Origin of the sequence: Pseudomonas sp. 7SR1 (genome assembly GCF_900156465.1) — a bacterium.
Classification (GTDB): Bacteria; Pseudomonadota; Gammaproteobacteria; order Pseudomonadales; family Pseudomonadaceae; genus Aquipseudomonas.
The window spans coordinates 5,180,762-5,206,798 of sequence record NZ_LT707064.1 but is presented as its reverse complement, the minus strand read 5'-3'; the positions used below and the strand labels follow the sequence as shown (position 1 = coordinate 5,206,798).

At 61.6% G+C, this 26,037-nt stretch carries 24 protein-coding genes; 16 read left to right on the top strand and 8 right to left on the bottom strand.

Going from position 1 to position 26,037, the window contains the following annotated elements; all coding sequences use genetic code 11:
- Positions 1-74: 74 nt before the first annotated feature.
- Positions 75-1,262, bottom strand: a complete 1,188-nt coding sequence (locus BW992_RS22855) for an EAL domain-containing response regulator (protein WP_053154008.1) — start codon at positions 1,260-1,262, stop codon at positions 75-77.
- Positions 1,259-4,072, bottom strand: a complete 2,814-nt coding sequence (locus tag BW992_RS22850; RefSeq protein WP_053154005.1) for an ATP-binding protein — start codon at positions 4,070-4,072, stop codon at positions 1,259-1,261. Before BW992_RS22850 ends, BW992_RS22855 begins: the two co-directional genes overlap by 4 nt.
- 275 nt (positions 4,073-4,347) lie before the next feature.
- Here BW992_RS22850 and BW992_RS22845 point away from each other — a divergent pair, with 275 nt between their 5' ends.
- Positions 4,348-5,253, top strand: coding sequence for a cation diffusion facilitator family transporter (locus BW992_RS22845; protein WP_053155351.1), 906 nt, complete (start codon positions 4,348-4,350; stop codon positions 5,251-5,253).
- A 55-nt stretch (positions 5,254-5,308) separates the two neighbouring features.
- Here BW992_RS22845 and BW992_RS22840 read toward each other — a convergent pair whose 3' ends face one another.
- Positions 5,309-5,785 carry a DoxX family protein gene (locus BW992_RS22840; protein ID WP_076407153.1) on the bottom strand — a complete coding sequence of 159 codons (477 nt, stop codon included), beginning with the start codon at positions 5,783-5,785 and terminating at the stop codon, positions 5,309-5,311.
- Between the two features lie 348 nt (positions 5,786-6,133).
- Between BW992_RS22840 and BW992_RS22835 the strand changes: the two genes are divergently transcribed.
- From BW992_RS22835 to BW992_RS22825, 3 genes are all read left to right on the top strand, one after another.
- Positions 6,134-6,577 carry a DoxX family protein gene (locus BW992_RS22835; RefSeq protein ID WP_082339813.1) on the top strand — a complete coding sequence of 148 codons (444 nt, stop codon included), beginning with the start codon at positions 6,134-6,136 and terminating at the stop codon, positions 6,575-6,577.
- Between the two features lie 52 nt (positions 6,578-6,629).
- On the top strand, positions 6,630-7,553 hold the full coding sequence (locus BW992_RS22830; RefSeq protein ID WP_076407152.1) for an NADP-dependent oxidoreductase: 924 nt from the start codon (positions 6,630-6,632) through the stop codon (positions 7,551-7,553).
- Positions 7,554-7,694: 141 nt separating this feature from the next.
- On the top strand, positions 7,695-8,252 hold the full coding sequence (locus tag BW992_RS22825) for a flavin reductase family protein (RefSeq protein WP_076407151.1): 558 nt from the start codon (positions 7,695-7,697) through the stop codon (positions 8,250-8,252).
- A gap of 6 nt (positions 8,253-8,258) precedes the next feature.
- On the opposite strand, the gene BW992_RS22820 is transcribed toward BW992_RS22825, so the two are convergent.
- The 3 genes from BW992_RS22820 to BW992_RS22810 form a co-directional block, all read right to left on the bottom strand.
- Positions 8,259-9,128: a helix-turn-helix domain-containing protein gene (locus BW992_RS22820; protein ID WP_053155345.1), complete on the bottom strand. Its 870-nt coding sequence runs from the start codon at positions 9,126-9,128 to the stop codon at positions 8,259-8,261.
- Positions 9,129-9,280: 152 nt separating this feature from the next.
- Positions 9,281-9,706, bottom strand: a complete 426-nt coding sequence (locus BW992_RS22815) for a nuclear transport factor 2 family protein (RefSeq protein ID WP_231991084.1) — start codon at positions 9,704-9,706, stop codon at positions 9,281-9,283.
- 120 nt (positions 9,707-9,826) lie between these two features.
- Positions 9,827-10,732 carry a LysR family transcriptional regulator gene (locus BW992_RS22810; protein ID WP_076407150.1) on the bottom strand — a complete coding sequence of 302 codons (906 nt, stop codon included), beginning with the start codon at positions 10,730-10,732 and terminating at the stop codon, positions 9,827-9,829.
- A 234-nt stretch (positions 10,733-10,966) separates the two neighbouring features.
- Here BW992_RS22810 and BW992_RS22805 point away from each other — a divergent pair, with 234 nt between their 5' ends.
- The 5 genes from BW992_RS22805 to leuD all read left to right on the top strand — a co-directional run bounded on the left by BW992_RS22805 (position 10,967) and on the right by leuD (position 15,316).
- The gene (locus BW992_RS22805) at positions 10,967-11,731 is read left to right on the top strand and encodes an SDR family NAD(P)-dependent oxidoreductase (RefSeq protein WP_072394685.1); all 765 of its coding nucleotides are present in this window, start codon (positions 10,967-10,969) and stop codon (positions 11,729-11,731) included.
- Positions 11,732-11,759: 28 nt separating this feature from the next.
- Positions 11,760-12,068 carry a putative quinol monooxygenase gene (locus BW992_RS22800; protein WP_076407149.1) on the top strand — a complete coding sequence of 103 codons (309 nt, stop codon included), beginning with the start codon at positions 11,760-11,762 and terminating at the stop codon, positions 12,066-12,068.
- A 29-nt stretch (positions 12,069-12,097) separates the two neighbouring features.
- Positions 12,098-12,937, top strand: coding sequence for an oxidoreductase (locus tag BW992_RS22795; RefSeq protein WP_072394688.1), 840 nt, complete (start codon positions 12,098-12,100; stop codon positions 12,935-12,937).
- 345 nt (positions 12,938-13,282) lie between these two features.
- Positions 13,283-14,704: a 3-isopropylmalate dehydratase large subunit gene (gene leuC / locus BW992_RS22790; RefSeq protein ID WP_076407148.1), complete on the top strand. Its 1,422-nt coding sequence runs from the start codon at positions 13,283-13,285 to the stop codon at positions 14,702-14,704.
- Positions 14,705-14,707: 3 nt separating this feature from the next.
- Positions 14,708-15,316, top strand: a complete 609-nt coding sequence (gene leuD, locus BW992_RS22785) for a 3-isopropylmalate dehydratase small subunit (RefSeq protein ID WP_076407147.1) — start codon at positions 14,708-14,710, stop codon at positions 15,314-15,316.
- A gap of 37 nt (positions 15,317-15,353) precedes the next feature.
- Here the strand turns inward: leuD and BW992_RS22780 are convergent, their stop codons facing one another.
- Positions 15,354-16,271, bottom strand: a complete 918-nt coding sequence (locus BW992_RS22780; RefSeq protein WP_076407146.1) for a LysR substrate-binding domain-containing protein — start codon at positions 16,269-16,271, stop codon at positions 15,354-15,356.
- A 68-nt stretch (positions 16,272-16,339) separates the two neighbouring features.
- Here BW992_RS22780 and BW992_RS22775 point away from each other — a divergent pair, with 68 nt between their 5' ends.
- From BW992_RS22775 to BW992_RS22765, 3 genes are all read left to right on the top strand, one after another.
- On the top strand, positions 16,340-17,836 hold the full coding sequence (locus tag BW992_RS22775; protein ID WP_231991083.1) for an acyclic terpene utilization AtuA family protein: 1,497 nt from the start codon (positions 16,340-16,342) through the stop codon (positions 17,834-17,836).
- A complete protein-coding gene (locus BW992_RS22770) occupies positions 17,829-18,137 on the top strand; it encodes a DUF4387 domain-containing protein (RefSeq protein ID WP_076407145.1) in 309 nt (102 codons plus the stop codon). The genes BW992_RS22775 and BW992_RS22770 overlap by 8 nt, the downstream gene beginning before the upstream one ends.
- A gap of 101 nt (positions 18,138-18,238) precedes the next feature.
- The gene (locus BW992_RS22765; protein ID WP_076407144.1) at positions 18,239-19,609 is read left to right on the top strand and encodes an MmgE/PrpD family protein; all 1,371 of its coding nucleotides are present in this window, start codon (positions 18,239-18,241) and stop codon (positions 19,607-19,609) included.
- 72 nt (positions 19,610-19,681) lie between these two features.
- Here the strand turns inward: BW992_RS22765 and BW992_RS22760 are convergent, their stop codons facing one another.
- Positions 19,682-20,887: a citrate synthase gene (locus tag BW992_RS22760; RefSeq protein ID WP_072394709.1), complete on the bottom strand. Its 1,206-nt coding sequence runs from the start codon at positions 20,885-20,887 to the stop codon at positions 19,682-19,684.
- 374 nt (positions 20,888-21,261) lie between these two features.
- Between BW992_RS22760 and BW992_RS22755 the strand changes: the two genes are divergently transcribed.
- From BW992_RS22755 to BW992_RS22740, 4 genes are all read left to right on the top strand, one after another.
- Complete coding sequence (locus tag BW992_RS22755) at positions 21,262-22,521, top strand: CitMHS family transporter (protein WP_442961957.1); 1,260 nt, start codon at positions 21,262-21,264, stop codon at positions 22,519-22,521.
- Between the two features lie 205 nt (positions 22,522-22,726).
- Positions 22,727-24,013, top strand: a complete 1,287-nt coding sequence (locus BW992_RS22750) for an OprD family outer membrane porin (RefSeq protein WP_231991082.1) — start codon at positions 22,727-22,729, stop codon at positions 24,011-24,013.
- A gap of 29 nt (positions 24,014-24,042) precedes the next feature.
- The gene (locus BW992_RS22745; protein WP_076407141.1) at positions 24,043-25,068 is read left to right on the top strand and encodes a phosphoglycerate dehydrogenase; all 1,026 of its coding nucleotides are present in this window, start codon (positions 24,043-24,045) and stop codon (positions 25,066-25,068) included.
- Complete coding sequence (locus BW992_RS22740; protein ID WP_072430512.1) at positions 25,065-26,033, top strand: alpha/beta hydrolase fold domain-containing protein; 969 nt, start codon at positions 25,065-25,067, stop codon at positions 26,031-26,033. Before BW992_RS22745 ends, BW992_RS22740 begins: the two co-directional genes overlap by 4 nt.
- Positions 26,034-26,037 lie beyond the last annotated feature (4 nt).

Below are 26,037 nucleotides of genomic sequence, written 5' to 3'. Positions count from 1 at the left end.
CCAACCTTTGAAGGACGCTTGGAAACGTTGCGCACCGCGCGACCTTGGACAAAATGAAAATGGATTTCCAGTCGTCAGTCGACCAAGGCCGGCCCATCCTGAGTCAGCAATTGCTGGAACTCGCTGGACGACACGGCATGGGAGATCAGGAAACCCTGCACCTGGGTGCAGTTGATTCTACGCAATAGCGCCAGCTCCTGCGCCGTTTCAACCCCTTCGGCCACGACCGTCAGGCCCAGCTGGCGGCCGAGCGCGACGATGCTGGTCAGGGCCTGGGTCAGTTCTTCATTGGTGGTACAGCCGTGCACCAGCGCCCGATCGATCTTCAACTCGGTGAACGGTGTCGAGACCAGGTTCATATACGAGCTGTAGCCCTGGCCGAAGTCGTCCTGGGAAAGGCCAAACCCCTTCATGCGCAACCGGCATGCACCGGCGTAGAAGTTGCTGATGTCTTCGGGCATGGAGCACTCCATCAACTCGAAGCAGATCATCGCCGGAACACCCTGGTGCTCGAGGACGAACGCGAGGATCCGGTCCGCCAGGTCCGGGCTGTTGAGCAGATGCGTGGGCAGGTTGATCGACACCGGGATGGCATAGCCCTGGCTGCACCATTGGTTCTGAGCGACGATCGCTTGCTCCAGGATGTGCCAGAGCAGGCATTCTTCCAGGTCGAACGCCTTGAGTGCCGGCAGGAAAACCCCGGGCAGCAGAAGCCCATGCTCGGGATGAACCCAGCGCACCAACGCTTCGGCGGCCACGATCCGCCCGTTGGCCAGGGACTTCTTGGGTTGGAACCAGGCGCGCAACTCGCCGCTCTCCAGTGCATTGCTGATGGCCAGGTGGTCGATCTGCGGGCCGGGAAGGGGCAGGTCAGCCTGGCGCAGGCCGCCCAGTTGATCGGTGAGATTGCGCAGTGCGGCGAGCTTGACCGGCTTGGATATCAGCCCTATGACTTTGACGCCCAGGTTACGGGCGGCCAGGCTTGCGCTCGTGAGCATTCGTCTGGACGCCACACTCATGATCGCCAGCGCGGGCCGGGCGCCGGAGGCGGCCAGTCCCTGGATGAACTGGATGCCGTCCATGCCGGGCATCAACAGATCGGTCAGGACCAGATCGAAATCACGCTTTTTCAGGCAATCCAGCGCCGCGCTGCCTTCCTGGGCGAATTGCAGGTCGAAATCCCCCAGCTCGCTGAAGAGGTTCTGCAGATACACCTGCTGGAATGGGTGGTCTTCGACGACCAGTACGCTGATGGGTTTCATGAGGGGGTTCTTTCGTAGGGCGCCAGTTGGTTATGCAGGGCCTGCAGGGTGAAAGGCTTGACCAGGCAGTGGTTCATGCCTGCGGCCAGGCACAGTGCTTCTTCGCCGCGCATGGCATTGGCGGTAGCGCCGATGATCGGTACTTCGCAGCCAAGGCGGCGTAGCTCGCGAGCCAGTTCATAGCCGTTTATGCGGGGCATGTTGACGTCGCTCAGCACGACATCGAACCGACCCCGGCGCCACATCGCCAACGCTTCTTCACCGTTTCCGGCCAGTTCCGCCGTGCAACCCAGTTCCTGCAATTGGTCATGCAGGATCAACTGGTTGATGACGTTGTCTTCCACCACCAGGATATGCAGATGCAGTTTTTTCAGGTGCCGCGGCCAGATGTCATGCGCCGGTTCGATGGCGCACAGGCCCTGGGCGCGGCTGACGGCCTGGTGGATCGCGTTCAGGTGATTGATGTTCACCACCCAGCCGTCGGCAGCCTGCTGGGGGTCGTTATAGCCGTCGCCGGTCGCCATCACCAGCGACCCGGTCCATTGCGGGGCCAGGCGTTGTTCGAAGGAACCCGGGTGCAGCTCGAGCAGCACTGCTCCCTGGGTGGGAGCGCCCGGGGCAGGACGATCGAGTTGCGCACGTGCGCCCCAGCGACGCAACCAGCCACTCATGGTCTCGGCCAGTTCACGGATGGGGGAAACCACGAAGACCACTTTCGGCAGCAGAGGCGGGACGCTGCTCGCCGGCGCGGGCGCCATGGGCTGTTCGAGCGAGAGGGTCAGGGAAAAACTGCTGCCCAGCCCGGGCTCGCTGACCACGCGGATACTGCCATTCATCAGATGCGTGAGACGCTGGCAGATGGGCAGGCCCAACCCGGTACCGGCGATCACGTTGGTGTGGCCGCGGGTCTGGTAGAAGGGTTCGAAAATGCGCGACTGGTCTTCCTGGGTTATTCCCTTGCCCGTGTCGGAAACCTGCCAGAACAGGCTGACCCGCTCACCGTCCCGCCCAGCCAGCTTGACTCGCAGTACGATTCGGCCTGCATCGGTGAATTTGACTGCATTGTTCAACAGGTTGTAGAGGATCTGACGGATTCTCGAGACGTCGCCGATGACCCGCTCAGGTACCTTCGGATCGATGACGGCATACAAGTCCAGCCCTTTGCCATGGGCCGCGGCCGCATAGCCCTGGGTCGCCTCGTGAATCAGGTCCAGCACGCTGAACTCGGTGAGCTCCAGGGCCAGTTGCCCTGCCTCGATCTTGGAGACGTCCAGGACATCGCAGATCAATTGCAGCAATGTCGCCGAAGAGCTCTCGATGGTGCGAAGGTAGTCGGTCTGCTGGGCATCCAGTTCGGTTCGCGCCAGCAATTCCAGTGTCCCGAGCACGCCGTACAACGGGGTGCGGATCTCATGGCTCATCGTCGCCAGGAACAGGGTCTTGGCTTCATTGGCGGCGTCGGCCAGCTGTCGTGCCTGCTCCAGGGCTTCTTCGATCTGCGTGCGGGTGCTGATATCGCTGAACGCGCAAAGCAGCACGTCTTCGCCCTTGTAGCGGGTGGGGGCGCAACTCAGGTACAGGTGGCGTCCGTCGGCCGCCTCGAAGTAGTCGGTGACCTGCGGGTCCATGGCGTCGAAGGCCCGGTAGATCCATCGAGGGCTCAGGCGCTCGCGTTCGCCGCTTTGCCCCAGCCACTGCTGCGACAGGGTGTTCTCCAGGACCACCTGGCCATTGGCGCGGCGCAGCACGCACAGGGCCACAGGGGCCGTCTGGATCACATCGCTGCTGAACAGCTCGCTTTCCACCAGGGCCTGGATGCGGCTGATGGTCGGCGCGATGAAGCGATGTTCGAGGCGGCGAATCAGTATCCACACCAGGCTGATGCTGAACAGGCAGAACAGCAGGGCACCCACGAGGCGGGGCCATAGCGCCAGGAGGACGTCTCGCAAGTCGATGGAGTACACCAGCTGCCAGTCGGAGGACTTGAGCTGCTTGCGCATGACCAGGTGGTCGGGTAGCCAGGCATCGCCGACGAAGCCGAAGAAATTCTGCCGTTGCACCTGCAACAGGTTCTGGCTGAGTTGCGCCGGCTGGCTGTTGCTGAATACCAGCATGCCGTCGGGATTGAACATCATGAATTGCCCGGCGCTCCTGTCGTCCAGGGCGTGGGACACCTCGCGACCGTCCATTTCCAAGCCCAGCCAGCCGGAGTCGAGGTCGCGCCGATCGAGACGAATGAACATGTACAGCTGCGAATGACTGCTCGACTGATTGGTCAGCCAGAGCTCATTGACCGAGGCCCTGTTGTCACCTTTCAACGCTTGCAAGCGGTCCAGCATCGCCGAGGGAAAATCGCCCACGGCAGGGGTCGCCGTGTAAAGCCGCTTCACTCGCACATCGTTGCCGCTGCTGACATAGAGCAGGTTCACTTGTCTGCTGGTCAGGTAGTCCCTGACCCGCTCGGTCAACCAGATGCTCCATTGCTTGCCTTGTGCGTTGCCCAGCAGCAGGTGGATCTCCTCGGGCGACACCTGTGGCTTCACCCCCTCGGGCTTGCGGATGGCCGACAGGCTCAGGCTCTCCAGCAATGCCCCACGGGTCGTGAAGAACGTATGGGCCTCGGCGATGGCGCTGCTCATGTGGCTGCGCCTGCGCGATACCTCGGCATTGAACGTCAGCAGCAGAAAACTGTAGACACCACTGAGTATGCCCACGAGCAGCACCACGCCAAAGATGCGCAGCAGGCGTCGGGCGGCATTGGGAGTGGAGAGGAGGGGGTTGATCTGGTGAAGGTAGTTCTTCAATTTCATCCAGCCAACCTAGCGAGGCGCGAGCCGCACGGGTATCAGACGATTCCGAAAGCGTGGCCTCGGGAGCCTGGCATGGGGCACGCGCTGGCGGGCCTGACACGTGCGACGGCCATGCCCTCCGGCCCTCGATTCGAGTGTCGGCCCGGCATAGGACGATTCCTAAAATGCCGAAGGTGGGCGTCTTCAAAGGCTCCTTGCCAGCGCGATGAAGTAGACTGTCGCCCGGAAATCGATCGTGCTGTGCATCGATTCGAATGTTGTCAGAGGTAAGCTACGTGAGTAACCGAGGTGAGCAGTCGCTGCTCAAACAATCCACTTTCCTGATGTTCGCCGTGGCGATTGCCGGGATCTGCACCGGTTTCATAACGGGCGCCCAATCCATCCTGTTCGATGGTTTTTTCTCGTTGGTCGCTACCTTCATCAAGGTACTGATGCTGATCACGGCCAGGTTGATCGCCAAGGAAAGCAACCACCGCTTCCAGTTCGGATTCTGGCATCTGGAGCCCATGGTCCTGCTGATCGAAGGCAGTTTCCTGCTGCTGATCGCCATCTATGCCTTCCTCAATGGCGTGTCCGGCATCATCAACGGTGGCCGTGAAATCGAGCTGGGCATGGTGATCATCTATGCCGCGGTGTTCACCGTCGTCGAGTTCGGCTATTTCTTCTACGTTCGCTACCGCAATCGAACGCTCAAGTCATCGCTGATCCAGTTCGACAACATCAGTTGGCTGGTCGACGCGATGCTTTCGGTGGGCCTGCTGGTCAGTTTCCTGGTCGCTCTGTTGCTCAAGTCCCAGGGTTACGGGCAGTGGGCGATGTATGTCGACCCGTTGATCCTGATCCTGCTGGCGCTGAGCATGCTGGCACCGGCCTTCAAGATCCTGCGCCCGGCTTTGCGCGATGTATTGGGTATCGCACCGGATCACCTTGACGATACGGTGCGCCAGGTGATGGACGCGGCCACGGTGGAACACGGCTTCGAGGACTACGTGTCCTATGTCCAGAAGCACGGGCGGGCGCGCTTTATCGAGATCCACATCGTGCTCCCGGCGGATTACCGGTTGCAAACCGTAGGGCAACTGGACGCGATCCGTGAGCAGATCTCTGCCAGGTTGGGTCAGGCCGACGCGACGCGGTGGCTGACCATTTGCTTTACCGGTGATCGCAAGTGGATCGCATGATTGCACACCGGCCTTGAAATGCCTGACTGAGGAGCGCGACGCCGCTCGCGCCACCTCAGCCGGCCCCCAGGCGTGTGTCCACTGAGTGCGCGCCGCCACCACGCGCAACGATGTAGAGCGCCAGGAAACCCATCAATACCGGAAACTCGATGCCCCGGTCTATCCAGGGCCAGGTCGGTCCGAGCGCATAGCTGATGGCAAGCATCTGGATTGCGATCAGCAGGGCCACCAGCCTCGTGGCGAGCCCCACCGCCAGCATCAGGGCGCCAACGGTTTCCAACAGCATGACCAGAAACGCGAGCTGCGCAGCGAAGGGCAGGCCCATGACGTTCTGGATGAGGTTGATCGACCCGGCCATGGGATCGGCCATCGACCCGTGGGACGTGCGCAGCGCCTTCGGCACTCCGTGGGTGAACAGGACGATGGCGAATACCGTGCGCAGCAGGGCGTACAGATAAGGTTCGAAGCGGTCGGCCCGCAGGTTCACGGCGGCCAGGGCGGAGCGCAACGTCGACGAATTCTCTATGGTCATGGGGAGTCCCTTGCGCAGTTGCGGGGCTGATGAGTCACAGGCTCCGCTCTGGACGGGGCGGCGTGCCTGGCGGGGATGGAGGGCATTGTTCTGGTTTGGGAGCAGGAGATAAACCGTGTGAAGTTGCCAGGTGAATTCAATGGCGACGAACAATCGGCTCCGACTGGAAACGAACCGCAAGGGCAACCGGTTCATGGGTATTTTCCAATACTTCAACCGACGCTCGGCTTTTCTATTTAATAGAACGATTTTATCGAAATTAGCTGGCTTTTTAGGTAAGTGAGTTGCGTGCAGAATTCACCTCATTGCGGCTCACCAAGGTGGTGAGCCCTTCAAGAGGAAACCACCATGACTCACCCCAACGTATCGTCCAGCACCGTCACCAACACCGCTTTCGGCCCTGCCGCCTCGTTGTCTTCATCCGCTGCATTCGCCGGGCGCATCTTGCTGAGCGCCATCTTCCTGCTCTCCGGCGTCTCCAAGATCGGCGCATCGGCGGGCATGGTCGCTTATATCGAATCGGTCGGCCTACCGTTCCCGAGCCTGGCCCTGGCAATCGCCATCCTGGTGGAAGTGGTCGGCGGTGTTGCCCTGATCCTGGGCTACCGCACACGCCTGGTCGCGGCCGGTCTGGCCCTGTTCAGCGTCGCCACCGCGCTGGCGTTCCATAACCAGCTTGGCGACCAGAATCAGTTCATCCACTTCTTCAAGAACATCGCCATGGCCGGTGGCCTGTTGCAGGTAGTTGCCTTTGGCGCCGGCCGCTTCAGCCTGGATGCGCGCCGCGCCTGACCCTGGGCCGGCCTGCCGCCGGCTCGCCATTTCCTTTTTTACGAGGTGAGAGATGAAAGCGATTCGCGTAGCACAGTACGGCCCGGTTGAAGGTTTGTCGTTCGAGGAGTTGGCCTCGCCGGTTCCAGGCCAGGGTGAGGTGTTGATCGAAGTGGCCGGCAGCGGCGTGAACCCGGTCGATTGGAAGGTCCTTTCCGGTGCCATGAAGGCGTTCATTCCACTGCAGTTGCCCTATACGCCAGGCGTCGAGGTGGCCGGTCGCGTCGCGGCAGTAGGGGAAAACGTCAGTGGCCTGGCTGTCGGCGACGAGGTGTTCGGTTTCATCAATATCGTTGGCGGGTATGCCACCGAGGTGGTCGCCAGCGCGGAGCGTCTTGCGCATCGGCCCAATCGCCTGACGGCGTTGCAAGCCAGTGGTGTTCCGGCGGTCGCGTTGACTGCCTGGCAGGCCCTTCATGAGCATGCACGGATCAAGGCCGGCCAGCGCGTGCTGATCCACGGCGCGGCGGGCGGTGTCGGCAGCATGGCGGTGCAGATGGCGCGTATGGCCGGCGCCACCGTTATCGCCACCGCCTCGGCGTACAACCATGACTACTTGCAAGCACTGGGTGCCGCGCAGGTGATCGATTACAACCAGGCTCCATTCGAGTCTGTCGTCGACCGGGTCGATGTGGTGCTGGATCTGGTCGGTGGCGATACCCAGGTGCGTTCCTGGTCGGTGCTCAAGCCGGGCGGTGTATTGGTCTCCCCGGTGAGCCCGCCCGACGCCGGCCTGGCCGAAGCCGCCGGGGCCTGCGGCAAGCATTTCGCCACGCGCTCCGACGGTGCGCAGCTCCAGCACATTGCCTCGTTGTTCGAATCCGGTGAGCTGGTGATCGAGGTCCGGGTGCTGCCCTTGTCCCAGGCCGAAGACGCGCTGCGCCAGAGCAAGGAGCGGCACATACGTGGCAAGCTGGTACTCGACGCCAGTCGATAGGTCCGTGGCGGCAATGAATCGAACCGGGCAGACGCCCGGTTTTTTCATGCGCAATTTCCCGACACCCTCGACAGTCTTCCGACAGACCGCCGCTCGCAAGTGCGAGAAGCTGGCCTCCGGTTTCCATCGGAGGACATTGCCATGCAGCGTTATGAAAAGACCGACTTTCCCGTGGTCGAGACCCGTCGTCATCTCGAGACCGGCCCCATCGTGCTGGTCACATCCGTCTGGCGGGGCGAAACCAACATCATGACCATGGGTTGGCACATGATGATGCAATTCAGTCCCGCGCTTTTCGGCTGTTACATCTGGGCCGGCAACCACAGTTACGAACTGATCCGCCGCAGCCGCGAATGCGTGATCAACGTGCCCACCGCGGACATGGTCGATGCGGTCGTCGCGGTGGGCAACAGCTCGGGGCATTCGCTGGACAAGTTCGAGGCGTACGGGCTGACCGCGGCGCCGGCCCACCATGTACAGGCGCCGTTGATCCAGGAATGTTATGCCAGTTTCGAATGTCGCCTGGCCGATGATCGCCAGATCGACGAGTACGGTCTGTTCATCTGGGAAGTGGTGAAGGGGCACGTCGCTGCCACGGTGAGCGAGCCGGCCACCTTGCATTACTATGGGCAGGGTCGTTTTCGCGTAGCGGGCCCGATGCTCGACCTGAGCGAGCGCTTCAAGCCGCAGAACCTGTAGGGCCGCTCATGCCTGGCGGTAAGTGCTGGGCGTGACCCCCACCTCGCGCCGGAAGACCTGGGAGAAATGGCTCGGGCTGCAATAGCCCACCTCCAGCCCGATATCGATGATGCTGCGATCGGTTTCGAGCAGCAGTTGCCGGGCCCGACTCATCCGCAGGCGGATGAAGTACTGCGAGGGCGACAGTCCCGTCGCGCGCTTGAAGACCCGGCTGAAGTGGTACTCGCTCAATTCGGCGATCCGGGCCAGTTGCGCGAGGTTGAAGTCTTCGGCCAGGCCCTCGTTCATGACCGCCAGGACGCGACGCAACTTGTAAGCTTGCAAGGCGCCGCTGCGTCGGTTGTCGCCGTGCGGATCGCGGTATCGACGGATCAGGTGCACGGCCAGGGCCTGGGCCAGGCTGTGGACGAACAACGGGCTGGGCTGGCGTTGCTCGGTGAGTTCGATGCGCAACTGATCGAGGATGAAGTCCACCCGCTCATCCCGGGCCCCGGAGATGTCCAGGAAACTCACCGGATCGGGATGGTCCCCCAGGACATCGCGGGCAGCTTGATCGATCAGCGACAGGCCCAGGTACAGGTGCATCACTTCGAAGGTGTCGCATTCCACTGTCTGCCAGCGCATTTCGTAGGGATCGCGGGTATTGGTGAGGAAGAAGTCGCCGGCCTCCACGAGGGCGGCTTCCCACGCGCCGCCGAGCGCGCGCTCCTCGACCCTGGCCCGCCCCGCCAGTACCCACACCAGCAGCGGCTCCACAACGGCGGGCACCAGTATCGGCTCGACGATGCTGTGATGGCTGAACAGCTGCACCACCACATCCTGCATGGCCGGATGCGATGGCAGTGCCTGCGCCGTTCCCGGCAAATGTTGCGGCATGGACTCGGCCATGATGCGCTGGGCATCGCTGGCGGCCAGGTCGGTATCTTCAGGCGGGTGCACAAAAGGCTCCATGGGCGACACTCTCGGACAAGGGCGGCACCGATAGGGTAACGCAGCAATGGCCTGCCGGAGCAAGAGTGTCCGTCGACTCAGTTCGCCAGGGCCGGTATGGGGGCGTCGAGGGCGAGGGCGGCCCGTACAGGGTCGAAGTATTCGCGGATGAACGCCAGCTTGCCGTTTTCCACCCGTACGAACAACACGTAATCCTGTTCATAAAGGCGTCCGGTGGGCTTGATCGTTCCCTTGGCCTTGACTTGCGCGACGGCCTCCAGAGGGTTCGTACTCGGTTGGATACGAAGGTCGTAAAAGAGAAAGTCCTGCACCGCGCCGACGAACCAGCCGACATGGCCCAATACCTGATCGCGCCCCTCGAGCCGCGCCGGATGGCCGAGGGCAGGGGCAAACGGCAGCTCCCATACCAGGTCATCGGCGATCAGGTTCTTCCAGCGCTCATGGTCATCCACAAACAACTCGAAATGCAGGTGCAGCAGCCGCTCGGCAGTCATCATGGTCATCACTCGTCTCAAGGCGAAGGCGGGGCGTGCCGGACGGCAGGCCTGGAGCATTTGTCTCACGGCACCACCGTCATGAAAAGCCAGTTGCTTTCGACGTTCAGGTTCGATTTTCTCGAACGATCAGAGATCGGTCGCCTGTGCCTTGAAGCGCTCGATCAGCCAGCTGGCCGCGGGGCCCGGGGGCATGTCGGTGCGGTAGACGACGTCAAAGCCATAATCGCCGCCTTGGCAGTCGGGCAGGTCGAGGTGCACCAGCCGGCCGCTGGCCAGGTCGTCGCTCACCCTGTCGATGGGCATGTTGCCCCAGCCGATGCCTTCGCGCAGCAGCGTGTGCTTGGCCCCCAGGTCGGCCAGTCGCCAGGTGCGGGTGCCGATGACCGCGAACTCCTGGTCCTTGGTCAGGCTGGAGCGGTCGGTGAGGACCAATTGCACATGGGCGCGCCCGGCACCCGGCGCATGGGGGGCCGATTGGGCCAAGGGATGGTCGGGAGCGGCGACCGGAATCAAAGCCACCTTGCCCACGCCGATGCGTTCGATGCCGTCGAGGTTATGGGTCAAGGGGCCGCTCACGCCCAACGTGGCCGTGCGGTCCAGCACCCGTTGCGTCACCGCGCACAAGGCCTCGACGTGCAAGTGCAGCGACACGGTCGGGAAGCGCTCGCGAAAGGCCTTGAGCGCGTCCACCACACGCTCGCTGGGCAGCATCACATCGAGGACCAGATGCACCTCGGCTTCCAGCCCATGGAGCAATCCACGCACCTTGGCCCGCAGGCCGTCGATACCGTTGTAGATGGTGCGCGCCTCGGCCAGTACCGTGCGCCCGGCATCGGTCAACTGGGGTTTGCGGGTGGTCTTGCGGTCGAACAGGCTTACGCCGAGCTGCATTTCCAGGTTGGCGATGGAGTAGCTCACCACCGACGTGGCCCGATGCAGCTTGCGGGCGGCACCGGCGAAGCTGCCGACGTCCACCACGGTCAGGAATACCCGAAGCTGGTCGAGGGTTGGCGTGCCTGGGTCTGAAATCATTTCTAATCGCTCGAACGTTTTCTTGAATGTTATCCGGATTTTTCCGACAAGCCACTGCGATCGATGGCCGCGAGGCTGCGTCGTTCACCTCGGCGCAAGATCCCGACAGCCTCGGCAAGCCTGCAAAAGCCTGGATCGGCCCGTTGCGAGACAGTGAAGCCGTCGATAACGACAGCGCCTCACAGGCGCCGAGCCGATGAATGTCTCCTCGGCTCGCAACGCAGGAGAGCAATCATGAGCGATATCAAGCAGCATTTTCCCAACGAAGTCGAAGGCAAGGTCGCGCTGGTCACCGGTGCCGCCAGCGGCATCGGCAAGGCTATCGCGTTACTGCTGCATGCCCGTGGCGCCAAGGTCGTCGCCGAGGACCGAAACCCCGCCGTCGAGGCGCTGGCCCGTCCCGGACTGGTGCCGCTGGTGGCCGACATTACCGAAGATGGCGCGGCCGAGCGCGCGGTCGGGCTGGCCGTCGAGCAGTTCGGCCGGCTGGACATCCTGGTCAATAACGCCGGGATCATCATCAACAAACTGGTCATCGACATGACCCGTGAAGACTGGGAGCGCATCCAGGCGGTCAACGCCACTGCGGCCTTCCTGCATTGCCGCGAAGCGGTCAAGGCAATGATGCCCAACAAGGCTGGCGCCATCGTCAACATCGCGTCCTATGCCTCCTATTTCGCCTTCCCGACCATTGCCGCCTATACCGCCTCGAAAGGTGCCTTGGCCCAGCTGACCCGCACCCTGGCCCTGGAAGCGATCGAGCATGGCATTCGTGTCAACGCGGTGGGCGTCGGCGACGTGGTGACCAACATCCTCAACGACGTGGTCGAAGACGGCCCGGGTTTCCTGGCCCAGCATGGCGAGGCCGCGCCCATCGGTCGTGCCGCGCAGCCAGAGGAAATCGCTGAAGTCGTCGCTTTTCTCGCCTCGGACCGCGCAAGTTTCATCGTCGGTTCGGTGGTCATGGCCGACGGCGGCATGACCGTCACCGCGGGTTGATCGATCCACTGTCATACAGGAGAACATCATGAGCATGTTGACCAATGTGGCTTTCTTCAACGCTCGGCCTGGGCAGGGCGAGGTGCTGGGCCAACGCCTCCTGGCGTTGGTCGGCCCCACCCGGCAGGAACCTGGCTGCGTTCGTTACGAGATCTACCGGGCCGCCGATTCCGCCGAGCGCTGGTTCGTCTACGAAGACTGGCGCTCGCCCGCCGACTTCGACGGCCATATGCAGACGCCCTATGTGAAGGCCTTCATGAAAGAGCTCGACTCGCTCTGCAGCGAGGTCCCCGAGATCCGCGCCTTCGGGCAGCAGCCCGATCCGGCTGGATCCTGAAACCCGACCATTCACAGGAGATACGGACCATGAGCAAGCAGCACTCGTGGCTGGTGACCGGTTGTTCCACCGGTTTCGGCCGATTCATCGCAACTCATCTGCTGGAACGCGGCGAGCGTGTGATCGTCACCGCTCGCAACGCCGAGCAGGTACGGGATCTTGCCGACCTTGGCGAGGCCCTGATACTGCCGCTGGATGTCACCGATGCCGAGCAGGCCAAGGCCGTCGTGGCGCAAGCCGAGCGCCTGTTCGGATCGGTGGATGTGCTGGTCAACAACGCCGGCATCGGCTATTTCGCCGCCGTCGAGGAGACTGACCCGCAGTCGGCGCGGCGGCTGTTCGAGGTCAATTTCTTTGGCTCCGCCAACATGATCCACGCCGTACTTCCCGGCATGCGCCAGCGAGGCCGAGGCATGATTGTAAACCTGACCTCCATCGGGGGCCTGGCCGGCTTTCCAGCAGTGGGTTATTACTGCGCGAGCAAGTTCGCACTGGAGGGGTTGTCGGAAACCTTGCGTGCCGAGGTCGAGCCGTTGGGTATCGGTGTCATGACGGTCGAGCCCAGTGCGTTTCGCACCGAATGGGCCGGTTCGGCCACCCAGGTCAGCGAGTCCATCGCCGATTACGATGCCACCGCCGGGCAGGCGCGTCGCGCCTATGACGCTTCCATAGGCCGGCAGGAAGGCGACCCGGCTCGCGCGGCTGCGGCGATCTACTCGGCGGTCACCGCGGCGCAGCCCCCCCAGCGTCTGTTGCTGGGGAACCGGGCCGTTGATGTCGCAATGGGTAAACTCTCGGCCATGCAGACCGAGTTTCGCACTTGGGAACGCGTTTCCCGTGGGGCTGACTTTCCTTTGCCTGAAGCTTGAATACGGCCCGCAATGTGCACGGGTGCAATCTACCCAAAGCGAGTATGTGTTGCTCAAGCCCCGCCAGGGATGGACGGGGCTAAGCATGGGGCTATTCAACAGAAAAGCCTCAGGCCACGACAGTGGCCGCTCCAAGGACCCTTGCTCCTGGGGGCTGTCATCGATGGGCCAATCCGTTACCGCTCCAGTAGAACAGGCTGAGTGGGCATGCCGGCTCCGAGATCGACGCGGCCCATTATTCACGAATCGTGTTCCGCACCATTACTGCGAGGCCATTGATGGGGATTTCATTGGGCCTATGCTGGGGATCAACTCCGATCCCGCATGACAGAAGAGCCCACCACCATGACCGGCCCTCGCACGCTTTATCAGAAACATATCGACAGCCATACCGTCTGTACCCTGGACGATGAGGGGCATGTCTTGCTCTACGTCGACCGGCAAGTGGCCAACGAGTACACAAGCCCGCAAGCCTTCAGCGGGCTTCGTGACGCCGGGCGCAGTGTGTGGCGTCCGGGTGCGACGCTGGCGGTGGTCGACCATGTCAACCCGACCGCCCCCGATCGTATCGCCACCATGCCCGATTCGGGCGGTGCCTTGCAGGTCTCCTATTTCGAAAAGAACTGCCGCGACTTCGGCATCGAGCTGTTCGACGTGCTGGATAAACGCCAGGGCATCGAGCATGTGGTGGCGCCGGAACAGGGCTTCATCCTGCCGGGGATGGTGGTGGCCGCTGGCGACAGCCATACCACCACCTACGGGGCCCTGGGGGCCTTCGGCTTCGGTATCGGCACTTCCGAGATCGAACATCTTCTGGCGACGCAGACGCTGGTCTACAAGCGGCTCAAGACCCTGCGTGTCATGGTCACCGGGCGGTTGGGGGCGGGCGTTACCGCGAAGGACGTCATCATGGCCCTGATCGAGAAAGTCGGTGCGGCGGGAGCCACCGGTTACGCCATCGAGTTCGTCGGCCCTGTCATCGATGCCTTGAGCGTGGAAGCGCGGATGACCATCTGCAACATGGCCGTAGAGGCCGGGGCAAGGGGCGCATTCATGGCGCCCGACGAGAAGGTCCATGCCTATCTCAAGGGCAGGCCACGTGTCCCTCAGGGTGAGCTGTGGGATGCCGCTCTAGAGAAGTGGCGCGAACTGTTCACCGATGAAGGCGCGGTGTTCGACAATGAAGTCCGGTTGGACGTCAGCGCCCTGGAGCCGATGGTGACCTGGGGAACCAGTCCGGACCAGGCGTTGCCCGTCGGTGGGACCGTGCCAGACCCCAAGGCCGTCGCCGATCCGATCCTGCGCCAGGGCATGCAGCGCGCCCTGGCCTACATGGGCCTGGAGCCGGGCATGGCGTTGAGTGACGTGACGATCAGCCATGCGTTCATCGGCTCGTGCACCAATGCGCGCATTGAAGACTTGCGCGACGTCGCTCGCGTGGTGAAAGGCCGGAAAGTCGCTGCGACGGTACGAGCGATGATCGTTCCCGGCTCGACGCAGGTGCGTGCCCAGGCGGAGCGGGAAGGGTTGGCCAGGGTCTTCCTCGATGCCGGTTTCGAGTGGCGTCAGTCCGGGTGCTCCATGTGCCTTGCGATGAACGATGACGTCCTCGCTCCGGGGGATCGCTGCGCATCCAGTACCAATCGCAATTTCGAGGGGCGCCAGGGAGCGGGTGCTCGCACTCACCTCATGAGTCCTGCGATGGTCGCCGCCGCGGCTATCCGGGGCCGCCTGACGGACGTACGCCTGTTGACCGAGGAGGCCTGAACCATGCAACCCTTTGACAGCGTGACCGGAAAGGCCGCCCCCATCCTTGCCTCTAACGTCGATACCGACGTGATCATGCCCAAGCAGTTCCTCAAGGGCATCGACCGCAATGGACTGGATAAAGGCGTGTTCTTCGACCTGCGTTTCCTGGAATCCGGCGAGCCCAATCCAGACTTCGTCCTCAACCAGCCTGCCTGGAGCGGTGCCCGTTTCCTGGTGACCGGGCCCAACTTCGGGTGTGGTTCAAGTCGTGAGCATGCGGTATGGGGACTCAGGCAACTGGGGATCCGTGCCCTGATCGGTACGAGCTTCGCGGGTATCTTCCACGACAACTGCCTGCGCAATGGCGTGCTCGTGATACAGCTCTGCCAAACGCAGTTGCAGGCGCTGGGGCGGGTCGTGAGCGACGGGGCGAGCGCCACGCTTACCGTCGACTTGCCCAACCAGCAGATTCGATTGAGCGACGGGTCGAGTATCGGCTTCGCCATCGACGAACTGCGCAAACAGGCCTTGCTGCTGGGCCTGGATGCCATCGGCAGTACCTTGCGGCGAGCGGTGCAGATCCGGGATTTCGAAGCGCGGTATCACGCCGCCCATCCCTGGCTGGGCTGAGTCTTTTCACGGGCATCGGGCGGCGACTGCCGGATGCTCAAACCAGGGATAGATCGTCGAAATGCGCCTCGAAGAACTCGATGCAGACCCTCAGCTTCGCCGACTGGCTTAGCCGTGTCGGGTAGGTGGCCCAGACATTGGCGCTCTGGAAATGGTCGGGCAGCACCTGCACCAGTTGCCCGCTCTCCAGCATGGGTTTCACGTCCCACAGCGACCGCAGGATGATGCCTGCGCCACTCAAGGCCCAGCGCGACACGATCTCGCCATTGTTCGATGAAAGTGGCCCGCTGACCCGGATCGATGTTTCGACGCCATCCTTCGTCAGGTTCCAGATGCCGAAGGGGTTGTTACGTTCCTTGAGCACCAGGCAGTCGTGCCCGGCCAGGTCATCCAGAGACGTCGGGACATCGCGGCGCTGGAGGTAGTCGGGGGCGGCACAGAGCACCCTGCGATGACTGGCCAGTTTTTTATGCAGGAGCTGGTCGGGCAGGTTGTCGCCTACGCTGATTTCCATGTCGAAGCCTTCATTGACGATGTCCACCAGGCGATCGAACACGTCGAGGCGGATCTCCATGCGCGGGTACATTCGCGAAAGGGCGGGGATCGCAGGGGCGACATGGTTGCGGCCAAAGCCGAAGGAGCTGCAGATGTGCAAGCTTCCCTGCAATTGCTGCCGGGCGTCGGTCAGCTCGCTGATGAAATCCTCCATGTCCCCCAGAAACCGCGTGGCCCAGATGCGGACACGTTCGCCTTCGTCGGTCAACGCGACCCGGCGGGTCGTGCGATGCAACAGCCTGGTCCCCAGTGTCGTCTCCAGGACCGCCATCCGCTTGCTCACATACGCAGGCGAATAACCCAGTTCCTGCGCCGCGTGGCCGAAGCCGTTCTTGCGGATAACGGTGAGGAAGACACGCAGGTCTTCGGGCAGTAAGGAACGCTCGCGATTGATGCTCATATGCCTCATGACCGGTCATTGATCTTTGCTGTGAACAATAAGAATGCCCAACTTACCAGTAAAGATATATGGATAAAAACTGTCCACTTGTCAGCCTGATTCCAGGCTTTATGATCGGCCCACAAATAAATACAAAAGAGGCTTCTATGGGGCGGCTATTCGAAGGTTGCGTAAAAGTCATTGTTCCCTGTGGTTCTTTGGGGGCAGGTGTGCGCGAAGAAGAAATTGCCTATGGGCTGGCGGCCGGTGCGCAAGTCATTGCTTCGGATGCGGGGTCGACCGACAGTGGCGCAGCTTATCTTGCACTTGGCAAATCAAAGAATAATCGCGGTTCGGTAAAACGCGACCTGAGTATATTGATGAAAGCCCAGGCATCCTCTGGCGTGCCGATTATTATCGGTACTTCCGGGCAAGCCGGTGGCGATCTCAATCTGAACTGGACGCGGGATATCGTCATTGAAGTTGCCGGTGAACTCGGGGTGACACCGAAAGTTGCTCTTATCTATTGTGAGCAAGAGAAAGACACCATCAAGCGACTGAATGCCCAAGGGCGGATCAAGCCTCTTGCGCCACACGGTGAACTGGAGGATGCAACGGTCGATGCCTGCGAGCACATTGTCGCCGCGTTGGGGGTCGAGCCGTTCCTCGCGGCGCTTGATGGCGGCGCGGACATCATACTGGCCGGCCGATCCACCGACACCGCCGTCATTGCCTGCTATCCGATCTGGAAGGGTGCGCCCTGGGGGCCGTCCTGGCATGCCGGCAAGACAGGCGAATGTGGCGTGCAGTGCGCCGTCAATCCGACGCTGGGCTCCGGGATACTGCTGAGCGTGGATGCCGACGGGTTCAATGTGGAACCTCTCAGCCAGGACAATCTGTGCACACCCCACAGTGTCTCCGCGCATATGCTCTACGAAAACAGCGATCCGTTTCGCTTGCTGGAGCCGGGGGGCATCCTGAATGTCGCAGACGCACGTTATGCCGATCTGAACGGACGCGCCGTCAGGGTCGAAGGATCGCGCTGGGAGCCGATGCCCTACACCATGAAGCTGGAAGGCGCCGCCGCGGGTGCCTATCAGACCATCATGCTGGTGGGTATCCAGGACCCGGACGTACTCAAGGACATCGATGGTTTCCACGATCGCCTGCTCGAAGCGCTCTATGCCCGTACCCGCCAGTCCATTCCCGCCGACGAGTTGGGTGAGTTTCATATATCCCTGCGCATGTACGGTTGGAATGCGGTCACCGGGATGAAGCCGCCCGCGGGAACCTTGCCACCTCCCGAGATCGGCATGTTATTCGTGGCCACGGCTGCAACCCAGCAACTTGCAGATACCATCGCGCAGGCCTGCAATCCGTACTTTTTTCATTATCCAAGTGTCATGGGCAAGGAACTGCCTTCCTATGGATTCGCGTTCACGCCCGCGGATATCCCTCGCGGCCGGATTTTTGAATTCAAGCTCAATCACGTCGTGCAGCTTGAGGACCCAATGGAGCTGGTACGTATCAAGTGGATTGACCTTTCCGAGGCGGCGCCAGCTGCGAAGGAGTTGAATCGTGGTTAAGTTGCGCGATGTCTGCCGTCATGTTCGATCGAAACAAGCCGGACCGTTCTGGATTACCTTCGATATCTTCTTCAATGGCCGGGAGAACTTTGAACGTTATTCCCGTAGCGACGCGCTCTCGCCGGAGCAGTTTGCCCGGCTATATGGCACCGATCCCGAACGGGTGAAATACATCCCGGTGCCCAATCTGGAAATGGTCAAGATCTCCTTCCCCCGCGCTACGCCGCAAGGCGGAATGGTCGAGCGTGACATGCATGCGGGTCAGCAGTACGTGCGGTTGCTCGACGTCGTGATGAACTGAAATCGTCCGTCATCGATCGCCAGGCATGTACGAGAAAAGTCGGCGCGACGTCTCGTACAGAGCCTGGAAACCGAGCGCTCGAACTGGAACAAGAGGTGAGTATGCAAGATTCGACCATTGCCCGGCGACTGGCGCGCTACGCCCATGGGTTTGCGCAACAGCGTCTGCCCGACACCATCGTCGCGATTGTGCGCCAGCGTTTCATCGACAGCCTGGCATGCATACTGGGCGCCTATGGAGCGCCGCCCATCAATGCCGCCATCCGTTATGCCGAGTGTCATCGCGGCGGGACCTCCAGCGTGTTTGGCACAAGCCTGCGGACAACGGCCGAAATCGCCGGGTTCGTGAACGGCGCCATGGTGCGCTTTCTGGATTACAACGACGGATACATGGGCCTGGAGCCCGGGCATCCCAGCGACAACATCCCGGCCTGCCTGGCCGTGGCGCAAGCCGAGGGGGCGGGTGGGGGCCGGTTGATATCGGCCATCGTGCTGGCGTATGAAATCCAGATGCGGCTGCAGGATGCGGCCAGCCTGAACAAGCGCGGCTGGGACCACGTCAATTACATCAACGTCGCCATGGCTGCTGCGGCCTCCAGCCTGATGAGGCTGGACGTGGACCAGACTGAACAGGCGATCAATATCGCGCTGAGCGGCCATTTGGCTATGCGCCAGGTCCGCAGCGGCACATTATCGGACTGGAAAGGCTGCTCGGCGGCCAACGCGTCACGCAACGCCATTTTTGCCGCTCAACTGGCGCGCCATGGCATGACCGGGCCGTCGCCGGTCTTTGAAGGCGACATGGGCTTTTTCAAGCTGGTTTGCGGGCCGTTCGAGCTGGACCTGGATCGTTTCGGTTCGCCTGAAAACGGCGACTACGCCATACGGCGCTCGCTGACCAAGACATTTCCAACCAACGGTGAACTGCATACCGCCGTCTGGGCGGCGCTCGATATACGCAAGCGTATCGCCGGTCTTGAAGAGATCGCCGCCATCACCATCGAAACCTCGGAATTCAACCGCCGGGTGCTGGCCGATACCCCGGAAAAGTGGCTGCCCAGGACCCGGGAGACCGCCGACCATAGCTTGCCCTACAACGTCGCCCGGGCATTGATGGATGGCGACATCACCATCGGCTCCTATGCCGAGCAGAAGATCCATGACCCAGCGGTGATCGGCCTGATGGACAAGATCATCGTGGTGGAAGATCCCGGGCTTACGGCGCTGTTTCCCCGGCATCTGGCCAACCGTCTCGTCGTCACGCTGAGGTCGGGCGAGACCGTCGTCAGCGAGATGATCACCGGGCCCGGCTCCGTGGAGACGCCCATGACCGATCACGACTTCGAACGCAAATTCAGGCGCATGGCAGCCCCCCATATCGAGGCATCGGCACAGGCGACGGTATTGGATTTCGTGGCCGGGCTTGAGCATCAGGCGCGGTTCGAGGACCTGTTTGCGGCGATGGCCCGATAGTTCCGGGCGGTACGTCAAACCTTACGCAACTACAGGCCCGGCAGGCAGGGAGCCCTCGCCGGGATGCAGGGATCAGGCGTGGCCCTGTCGGGAGGTTCCTGGCAGGGTCCCGGTGTACCGCGCGCGGGGGCGGGCATCGAGGTGTTGGTTGTATTGCTCGCTGGCATGGGCAATCCAGCCAATCAACCGACCGACCCCTGCCAGTGCGATTTCCTGCCCATGCAACCCAAACTTCCTGCCGATGAAGCTCACCAGGAGAATGAACTCCGGTGGGTACGCCACCAGCTCGGCAGCCACCGAAAAAGCCTTCTGCAATTTGGCGAACTCGCCGTCGCCAGCGAATGCCTCGGTCAACGCCTGCATCAGGTTGCTGGCCCGCGGATCGTTGATGGAATGCACATTCGGACCGAACCCCGGAATACGTCCGTCCTGGCTGTAGCGTTGCAAAATGGGCTGGGTGGGATCCGTCGCCGTGCAGATCTCCTCGATCATTCTGCTGGCCGCTTCATTCCTGCCATACGCGATCTTGTGGCCCCTGGCTGCCGCGAGTCCCGCGATCACGGCGTAGTAGGGCGTGGCGCCTGTCGTGGCGGCGACGCGAACGCTATGGGTGGTGTGGTCCAGCTCGTGATCGATGCTGAGAATCAGCAGACGCCGAATCAGGTCGGCGAGTGCCGGCCGGACACCGCAAGCCTGGGTGATGAATTCATGCAGCGGCTGCGTGCTCGGCTCGGTCGCGCCCACCACCAGGGCGGCGAACCACCTCACCACATCCGCGCCGGTGCGGGCATAGCTTTCGGTGGAAAGATCGAAGGCCTTGGGGTTCTCTCGCTGTACCAGCGGAAACAGTGCGATGGCCTTTTCCGGCGCGGACAGGTGTTCGTAGATTTTCAGCAACTTGCCGCTGTCTTTCGGAACACGCGGCAGCGAAGCACCGAAGGCCGAAGGCACCTGCCACATCAGGCCGGCAACCTCTTCGACCGTTGCGTGGTCGGCCAGCTCGGTGACGTCGTGCCCTCGATAGAAAAGCCCATCATCGGTGATGAGGGTGATGGCGCTGTCCGCAGGCGGCGAACGTTTCACCGAAGGCTTCGCCCCCGTCGGGTGCTTGACCAGGCGCTGGATGTCTTCGGCCCAATAGCGACGCTTCGGGGAACCCGGGATCTTGATGGAGCGGATGTTCTTGCGGCTGACATAGGCGTACAGCGTAGGGAGGCTGACCCTGAGCATGGCTGCCGACTCTTGCGCCGATAGGTATAGGTCTTCTTGGTCTGGCATGACGGATTCGTTCAGGTTGATAAATATGCGTTCATATTTACTGTTTATTTGACGATTTCGTCAATGTTCATCCCGGCGGCATTTTTCCTGCGCCCGTATCCGTTTTTTCATTTCACGAGGTCATTCGCAGTCGCGGATGAACAGTCCGATGATTCGATCGACGATCGGCCAATCCCTGATCAGACGAGGCCTCCAGCACTTTTGGATGAGTTCGGAAACGACAGACATTGACAAAAAAAATCAAGATTTACAGCGTATTCCCGCCTATGTAGATTTTGTTAAGAAGTTGCTTGTTCACATTGATTTCTACTCCATTATAAAAATAAGAAGGTGCACGCATGGCTTGGCTAGGTTTCGCAATGGTCGTTACGTTTATGGCGTTGATCATAAGCAAGCGGCTCTCCGCGGTTACGGCGCTGGTACTGATTCCGGTGGCTTTCGGATTGGCGAGTGGGGCAGGGCCGCAGCTGGGTGCAATGGTGATGGATGGGGTGAAACAGGTCGCGCCCACCGCACTGATGTTGATGTTCGCCATCCTGTATTTCGCGATCATGTTCGACGCCGGGCTCTTCGAGCCCGCTGTACGACGCATCCTGCGTCATGTCGGAAACGATCCGCTTCGAGTGGTGTTGGGTACGGCCTTGCTGGCCGCCGTCATTTCGTTCGACGGCGATGGCGCGACGACTGTTCTGATTGTCACGACAGCGTTCCTGCCTCTGTATCTGCGCCTGGGGATGAATCCGCTCATCCTGGCGTTGATGCTTCTGTTGACCAATACCGTGGTGAACCTGATTCCCTGGGGTGGGCCGGTCGCCCGTGCCGCCAGTGCGCTTCACGTCGACGTAGGGGAAATGTTCCTCGGGCTGGTGCCCGCCATGCTGGTGGGGCTTGCCTATGCCTTCCTGGTCGCGTTCTGGATCGGCCATAGGGAGCGGCGTCGCCTGGGCTGGACACCCGCGCAGAAGGAGGCCGGGCCGGCGCTGGACCAGGTGCCGTTGCCTGAAGTCCGGGCCGAGACACAAAGGCCCAGGCTGTTCTGGATCAATCTGGCATTGACCGCCTTGCTCATGTACGCCATGGGTACCGGGTTGGCCCCCTTGCCGCTGGTAATGATGGTGGGCTTCTGCCTGGCATTGCTGATCAATTACCCGCGACTGGCCGAACAGAAGGCCCGGATCGCAGCTCACGCCGAAAGCGTGCTGACGGTCATTGCGTTGATATTCGCTTCCGGGGTCTTTACCGGCATCTTGTCCGGCACGGGAATGGTCGACGGGATGTCCGAGAAAATCGTGCAAATGATTCCCGAGGGGGGCGGCCAGTACTTCAGCATCCTGACTGCGCTATTGGCCTTGCCGCTTAACTTCCTGCTGTCCAATGACGCGTTCTTCTTCGGCATCCTGCCGGTACTGGGGGCGGCCGGCGCCGAATACGGGATCGCCCCGATGCACATTGCCCGCGCCTCTGTTCTGGGGCAACCGGTTCATGCACTGAGCCCCCTGGTCGCGGCGGTTTATCTCATCAGCGGGATCATCAAGCGTGATATGGGCGATATGCAACGATATTGCTTGCTCTGGGCAATCGGCAGCAGTCTTGTATTGATAGTAACGGCCATCATTACACGGGCGATCATCTAAGTAACTTTCAGTTTGCACAGTTCGCTGCACCGAAGTTAAAAGGGCGCTGCTCGCGCCCGCACGTCAACAATAAAAATAATAGATGAGGTGGTCGATGAACTCGATTAACGCCGTCGCTGTGGCTTTTTGTTCAATGGTTGTTATATCGGATAGTTGCCTGGCAGCCGCCATCAGTTATCCGGACCGGTTTCAGCATGAAGGCAAGTTGAACGCTTATCTTCGTTCTGTCTATATCAATACGCGCATATCCAACGACTTGATCGAAGACCGTTTCGGTGGATTTCCGGATGGCAATGAACTGGGCGGGACCGGAGTCGGGGCGATCGTTGATTACAACTCCAACTATTGGACCGGAATCGTGGGCTTCGATGCCTCTCTCTACGCTGTGGCGATGCTCGACTCGAAAGACAACGGCCGGGATCTGTTCGACGACACCGATGGAACCAATGGCGGCTTCGCGAAGCTCGGGCAAGGTTATCTGAAGGCGCGCCATGTGGGGGACGGATGGAATGCCGACGCCCAGATCGGGCGAGGCCGCTTCGATGCCGGCACCCTGGTGAGCCTCGATACGCGGATCGTTCCAGGCTCCTACCAGGGCGCCCGTACCCATCTGAATTTCACCGACATGGGGATTGGCCCACTGCCGGGAACGCTGGGGTTCGAAGCTGCGTACATCAACAGGAGCTCGCCCCGGGACCGGGAAGAATTCGAGCACTTGCTGAGCCAGACGGGGGAGGAAATAAAGGACCTGTACACCTACGGCGTCAAATACGATTTGAAGGCCATCGAGCTGAGCTACGATCACGGTGTGTCACGGGACTTCAATGAAAATACCCGTTATGGCCTGACCTTGCAGGCACCGCTTGGCAAGCGCGCCGGGGTCGTGCTGGACACCCAGTACTATCGATTCGAAAAGGCCGGGCCAATATGGGAGCGTGACTGGTCGGCAGGCCAGGCGGCCTACGATGACAAGGCCAGTTGGCTGAACATCAACCTGGGGCTGCTGCTCGATAAGGTACGCCTGGGAGTGTCCTTTTCTGAAACCAAAGCCCGGTTGAGCAACGGGCAATTGGGCTATGCCTACTTCGATCATGCGGACAACGTCGACGGCAGGATGGATGCCTGGACGCGCTCCGGCAATGACTTCAATAACGATGGTGAAAGGACCTGGCAGGTCGGTGCCGAATACGACCTCTCCGGCCTTTCGTTGTTCGGCGCTTCGCTGGACGGCTTCAAGGCCATGGCCATCTACAAGCAAGGCGAGTTCGACGCCGGCAATCCCCTCAGCGGCCAACGCACCGATGTGCGCGAGCGGCAAAAGGAGTATCGCGTCTATTACCGATTCGATGAAAAGGAATACTCCGGACTTTCAGTGGGCGTGATCTATATCGACTATCGGATCAACGAGGATTTTGTCGCCCTCGTATCCGCCCAGCCGGATAACGTGGTCAGCGGATCGGAAGCGCGCGTGTACCTGGACTACGCATTTTGACCATCGACTGAGCGATCGAGAAATCCCTGATGAAACCTCGCCATAGAGTAGTGATCACCCAACGCTTTTTTGATCCCGCAGCCATCGCCTTCCTGCAGGCGAACGACTGCGAGGTCGTCATCGCCGAGCCTGCCCACGGGCAAACAGAGGGGCATTGGAACGAACGCCAATTGATCGAGCTGCTCAATGAAGCGGATGGCTGGATTGTCGGGCATGCGAACGTGACGGCCGACCTGTTGGCTTCACTCCCGCGCCTGAAAGTCATCGCTCGCCGAGGCGTGGGGTATGAGCGTGTCGATACGGCGGCGGTGGTCGCCACGGGAAAGGTGGCGACCATCGCACCTGGCGGAAACGACGCCAGTGTCGCCGATCATACCGTGGGGCTGATGCTTGCCGTCTGTCGCAGGCTCAAGCAATGCCAGGCGGGCCTGGCCGGCGGCGACTGGACGATTCCCCTGGGAAGCGATCTGTACGGCAAGACCGTCGGAGTGGTGGGACTGGGGCGGATCGGCAGGGCGGTGGTGCAGCGCCTGTCCGGGTTCGACGTCACGACCCTGATCCATATCCCTCACCCGGATGAGGCACTGGAAAGCAGCGGCCAGGGTTGTCGTTTCGTCGATCTGCAGACCCTGTTCAAGCAAAGCGATTTCATTACGCTCCACGCCCCGCTCACCCCACAGACCCAGGGCATGATCGACAGCCAGGCGTTGGCGTCGATGAAACGTTCCGCGGTGCTGATCAATGCCGCACGCGGTGGGTTGGTGCGGGATGCGGACTTGTTGCTGGCCTTGCAACAGGACCTGATAGCGGGGGCGGGGCTCGATGTTTTTGAAAGCGAGTCGGACCCGGCGCTTGCCGCCGTCAGCGAACAATTGATCCAGCTTGCCAACGTAGTGGCGACGCCGCACGTAGCGGCCTCCACGGTGGAAGGGCTCAATCGCACCAATCTGATCGCTGCCCGGTGCGCGATGGCGGTCCTGCAGGGGGGCAATCCTCCCGGGCATTGCGTCATCGCGGATGGTCGGCAGGCCACCGTGCCAAGGGGCACGCCATGAGCCGTGCAAGCCCGTCGGCGGCCGCTGACCCCCAGGTACATCCCGATCTGGCTGCCGTCGCGACGACCCTGCATGAACTGGACCTGCTTCCTGTCGTTCACGGGGATGTGCAAAGCGTCCGGGCCCAACTGGAGCGGATCAACGCCTGGGCGACCCAGGGCAGCGTGCCGCTGTCCTATGAGCGCACGCTGGGGTTCTGCGTCAACCGTCGCCGGGTGGCGTGCAAGCTGTATTGGCCGCAGGCCGAAGAGACGCCGACGCTGATGTTCTACTGTCACGGCGGAGGGTTTCGGCATGGATCGCTCAACGGCTGGGACGCACCTTTACGCCAGTTCGTGCGCGACAGCGGCCTGGCGGTGCTGTCCATCGATTATGCGCTGTCGCCGGAATACCGGTTTCCTGTGGCGTTCAACGAGGTGGTCTCCATCGTGAGCCGGGTCATCCGCCTGAACGCTGTCACCGATTGTCCGGTACGCGGGTATGTACTGGCGGGGGATTCCGCCGGCGCCAACCTGGCCCTGGGCGCCGCCATTGCCCTGCGCGACGCGGGAGTGGACGCGTTGCGACAGCTGGTCCTGTTCTACGGCAGCTACTCCAGGAACGTCACCTCCGATTCGTGGCGACGATTCGGCGGATACGGCGGGCAGAACCTTTCGGCCGAAACCATGAGTGCCTATTGGGCGAGCTACCTGGCCCATGACGAACGCGACTGGCGAGTGCAGCCGATCCTGGCTGACCTGGCGGGCCTTGCACCCGTGCGCCTGGTGGTCGGAGCGCTGGACCCGTTACTCGACGAGAACCAGGAACTCGCGGACAAGCTGCGGCGCTGCGGTGTGGCGACACACTTGGATGTGCTTGCGAACATGCCCCACGGGTTCATCCGTTTCAATGAAGTGGCACCGGTGGTGCGACAGGTGATCCGTACCCAGGGCGCCGCGTTGCGCGAGGCGCTGGCTTTTCCTTGATTGT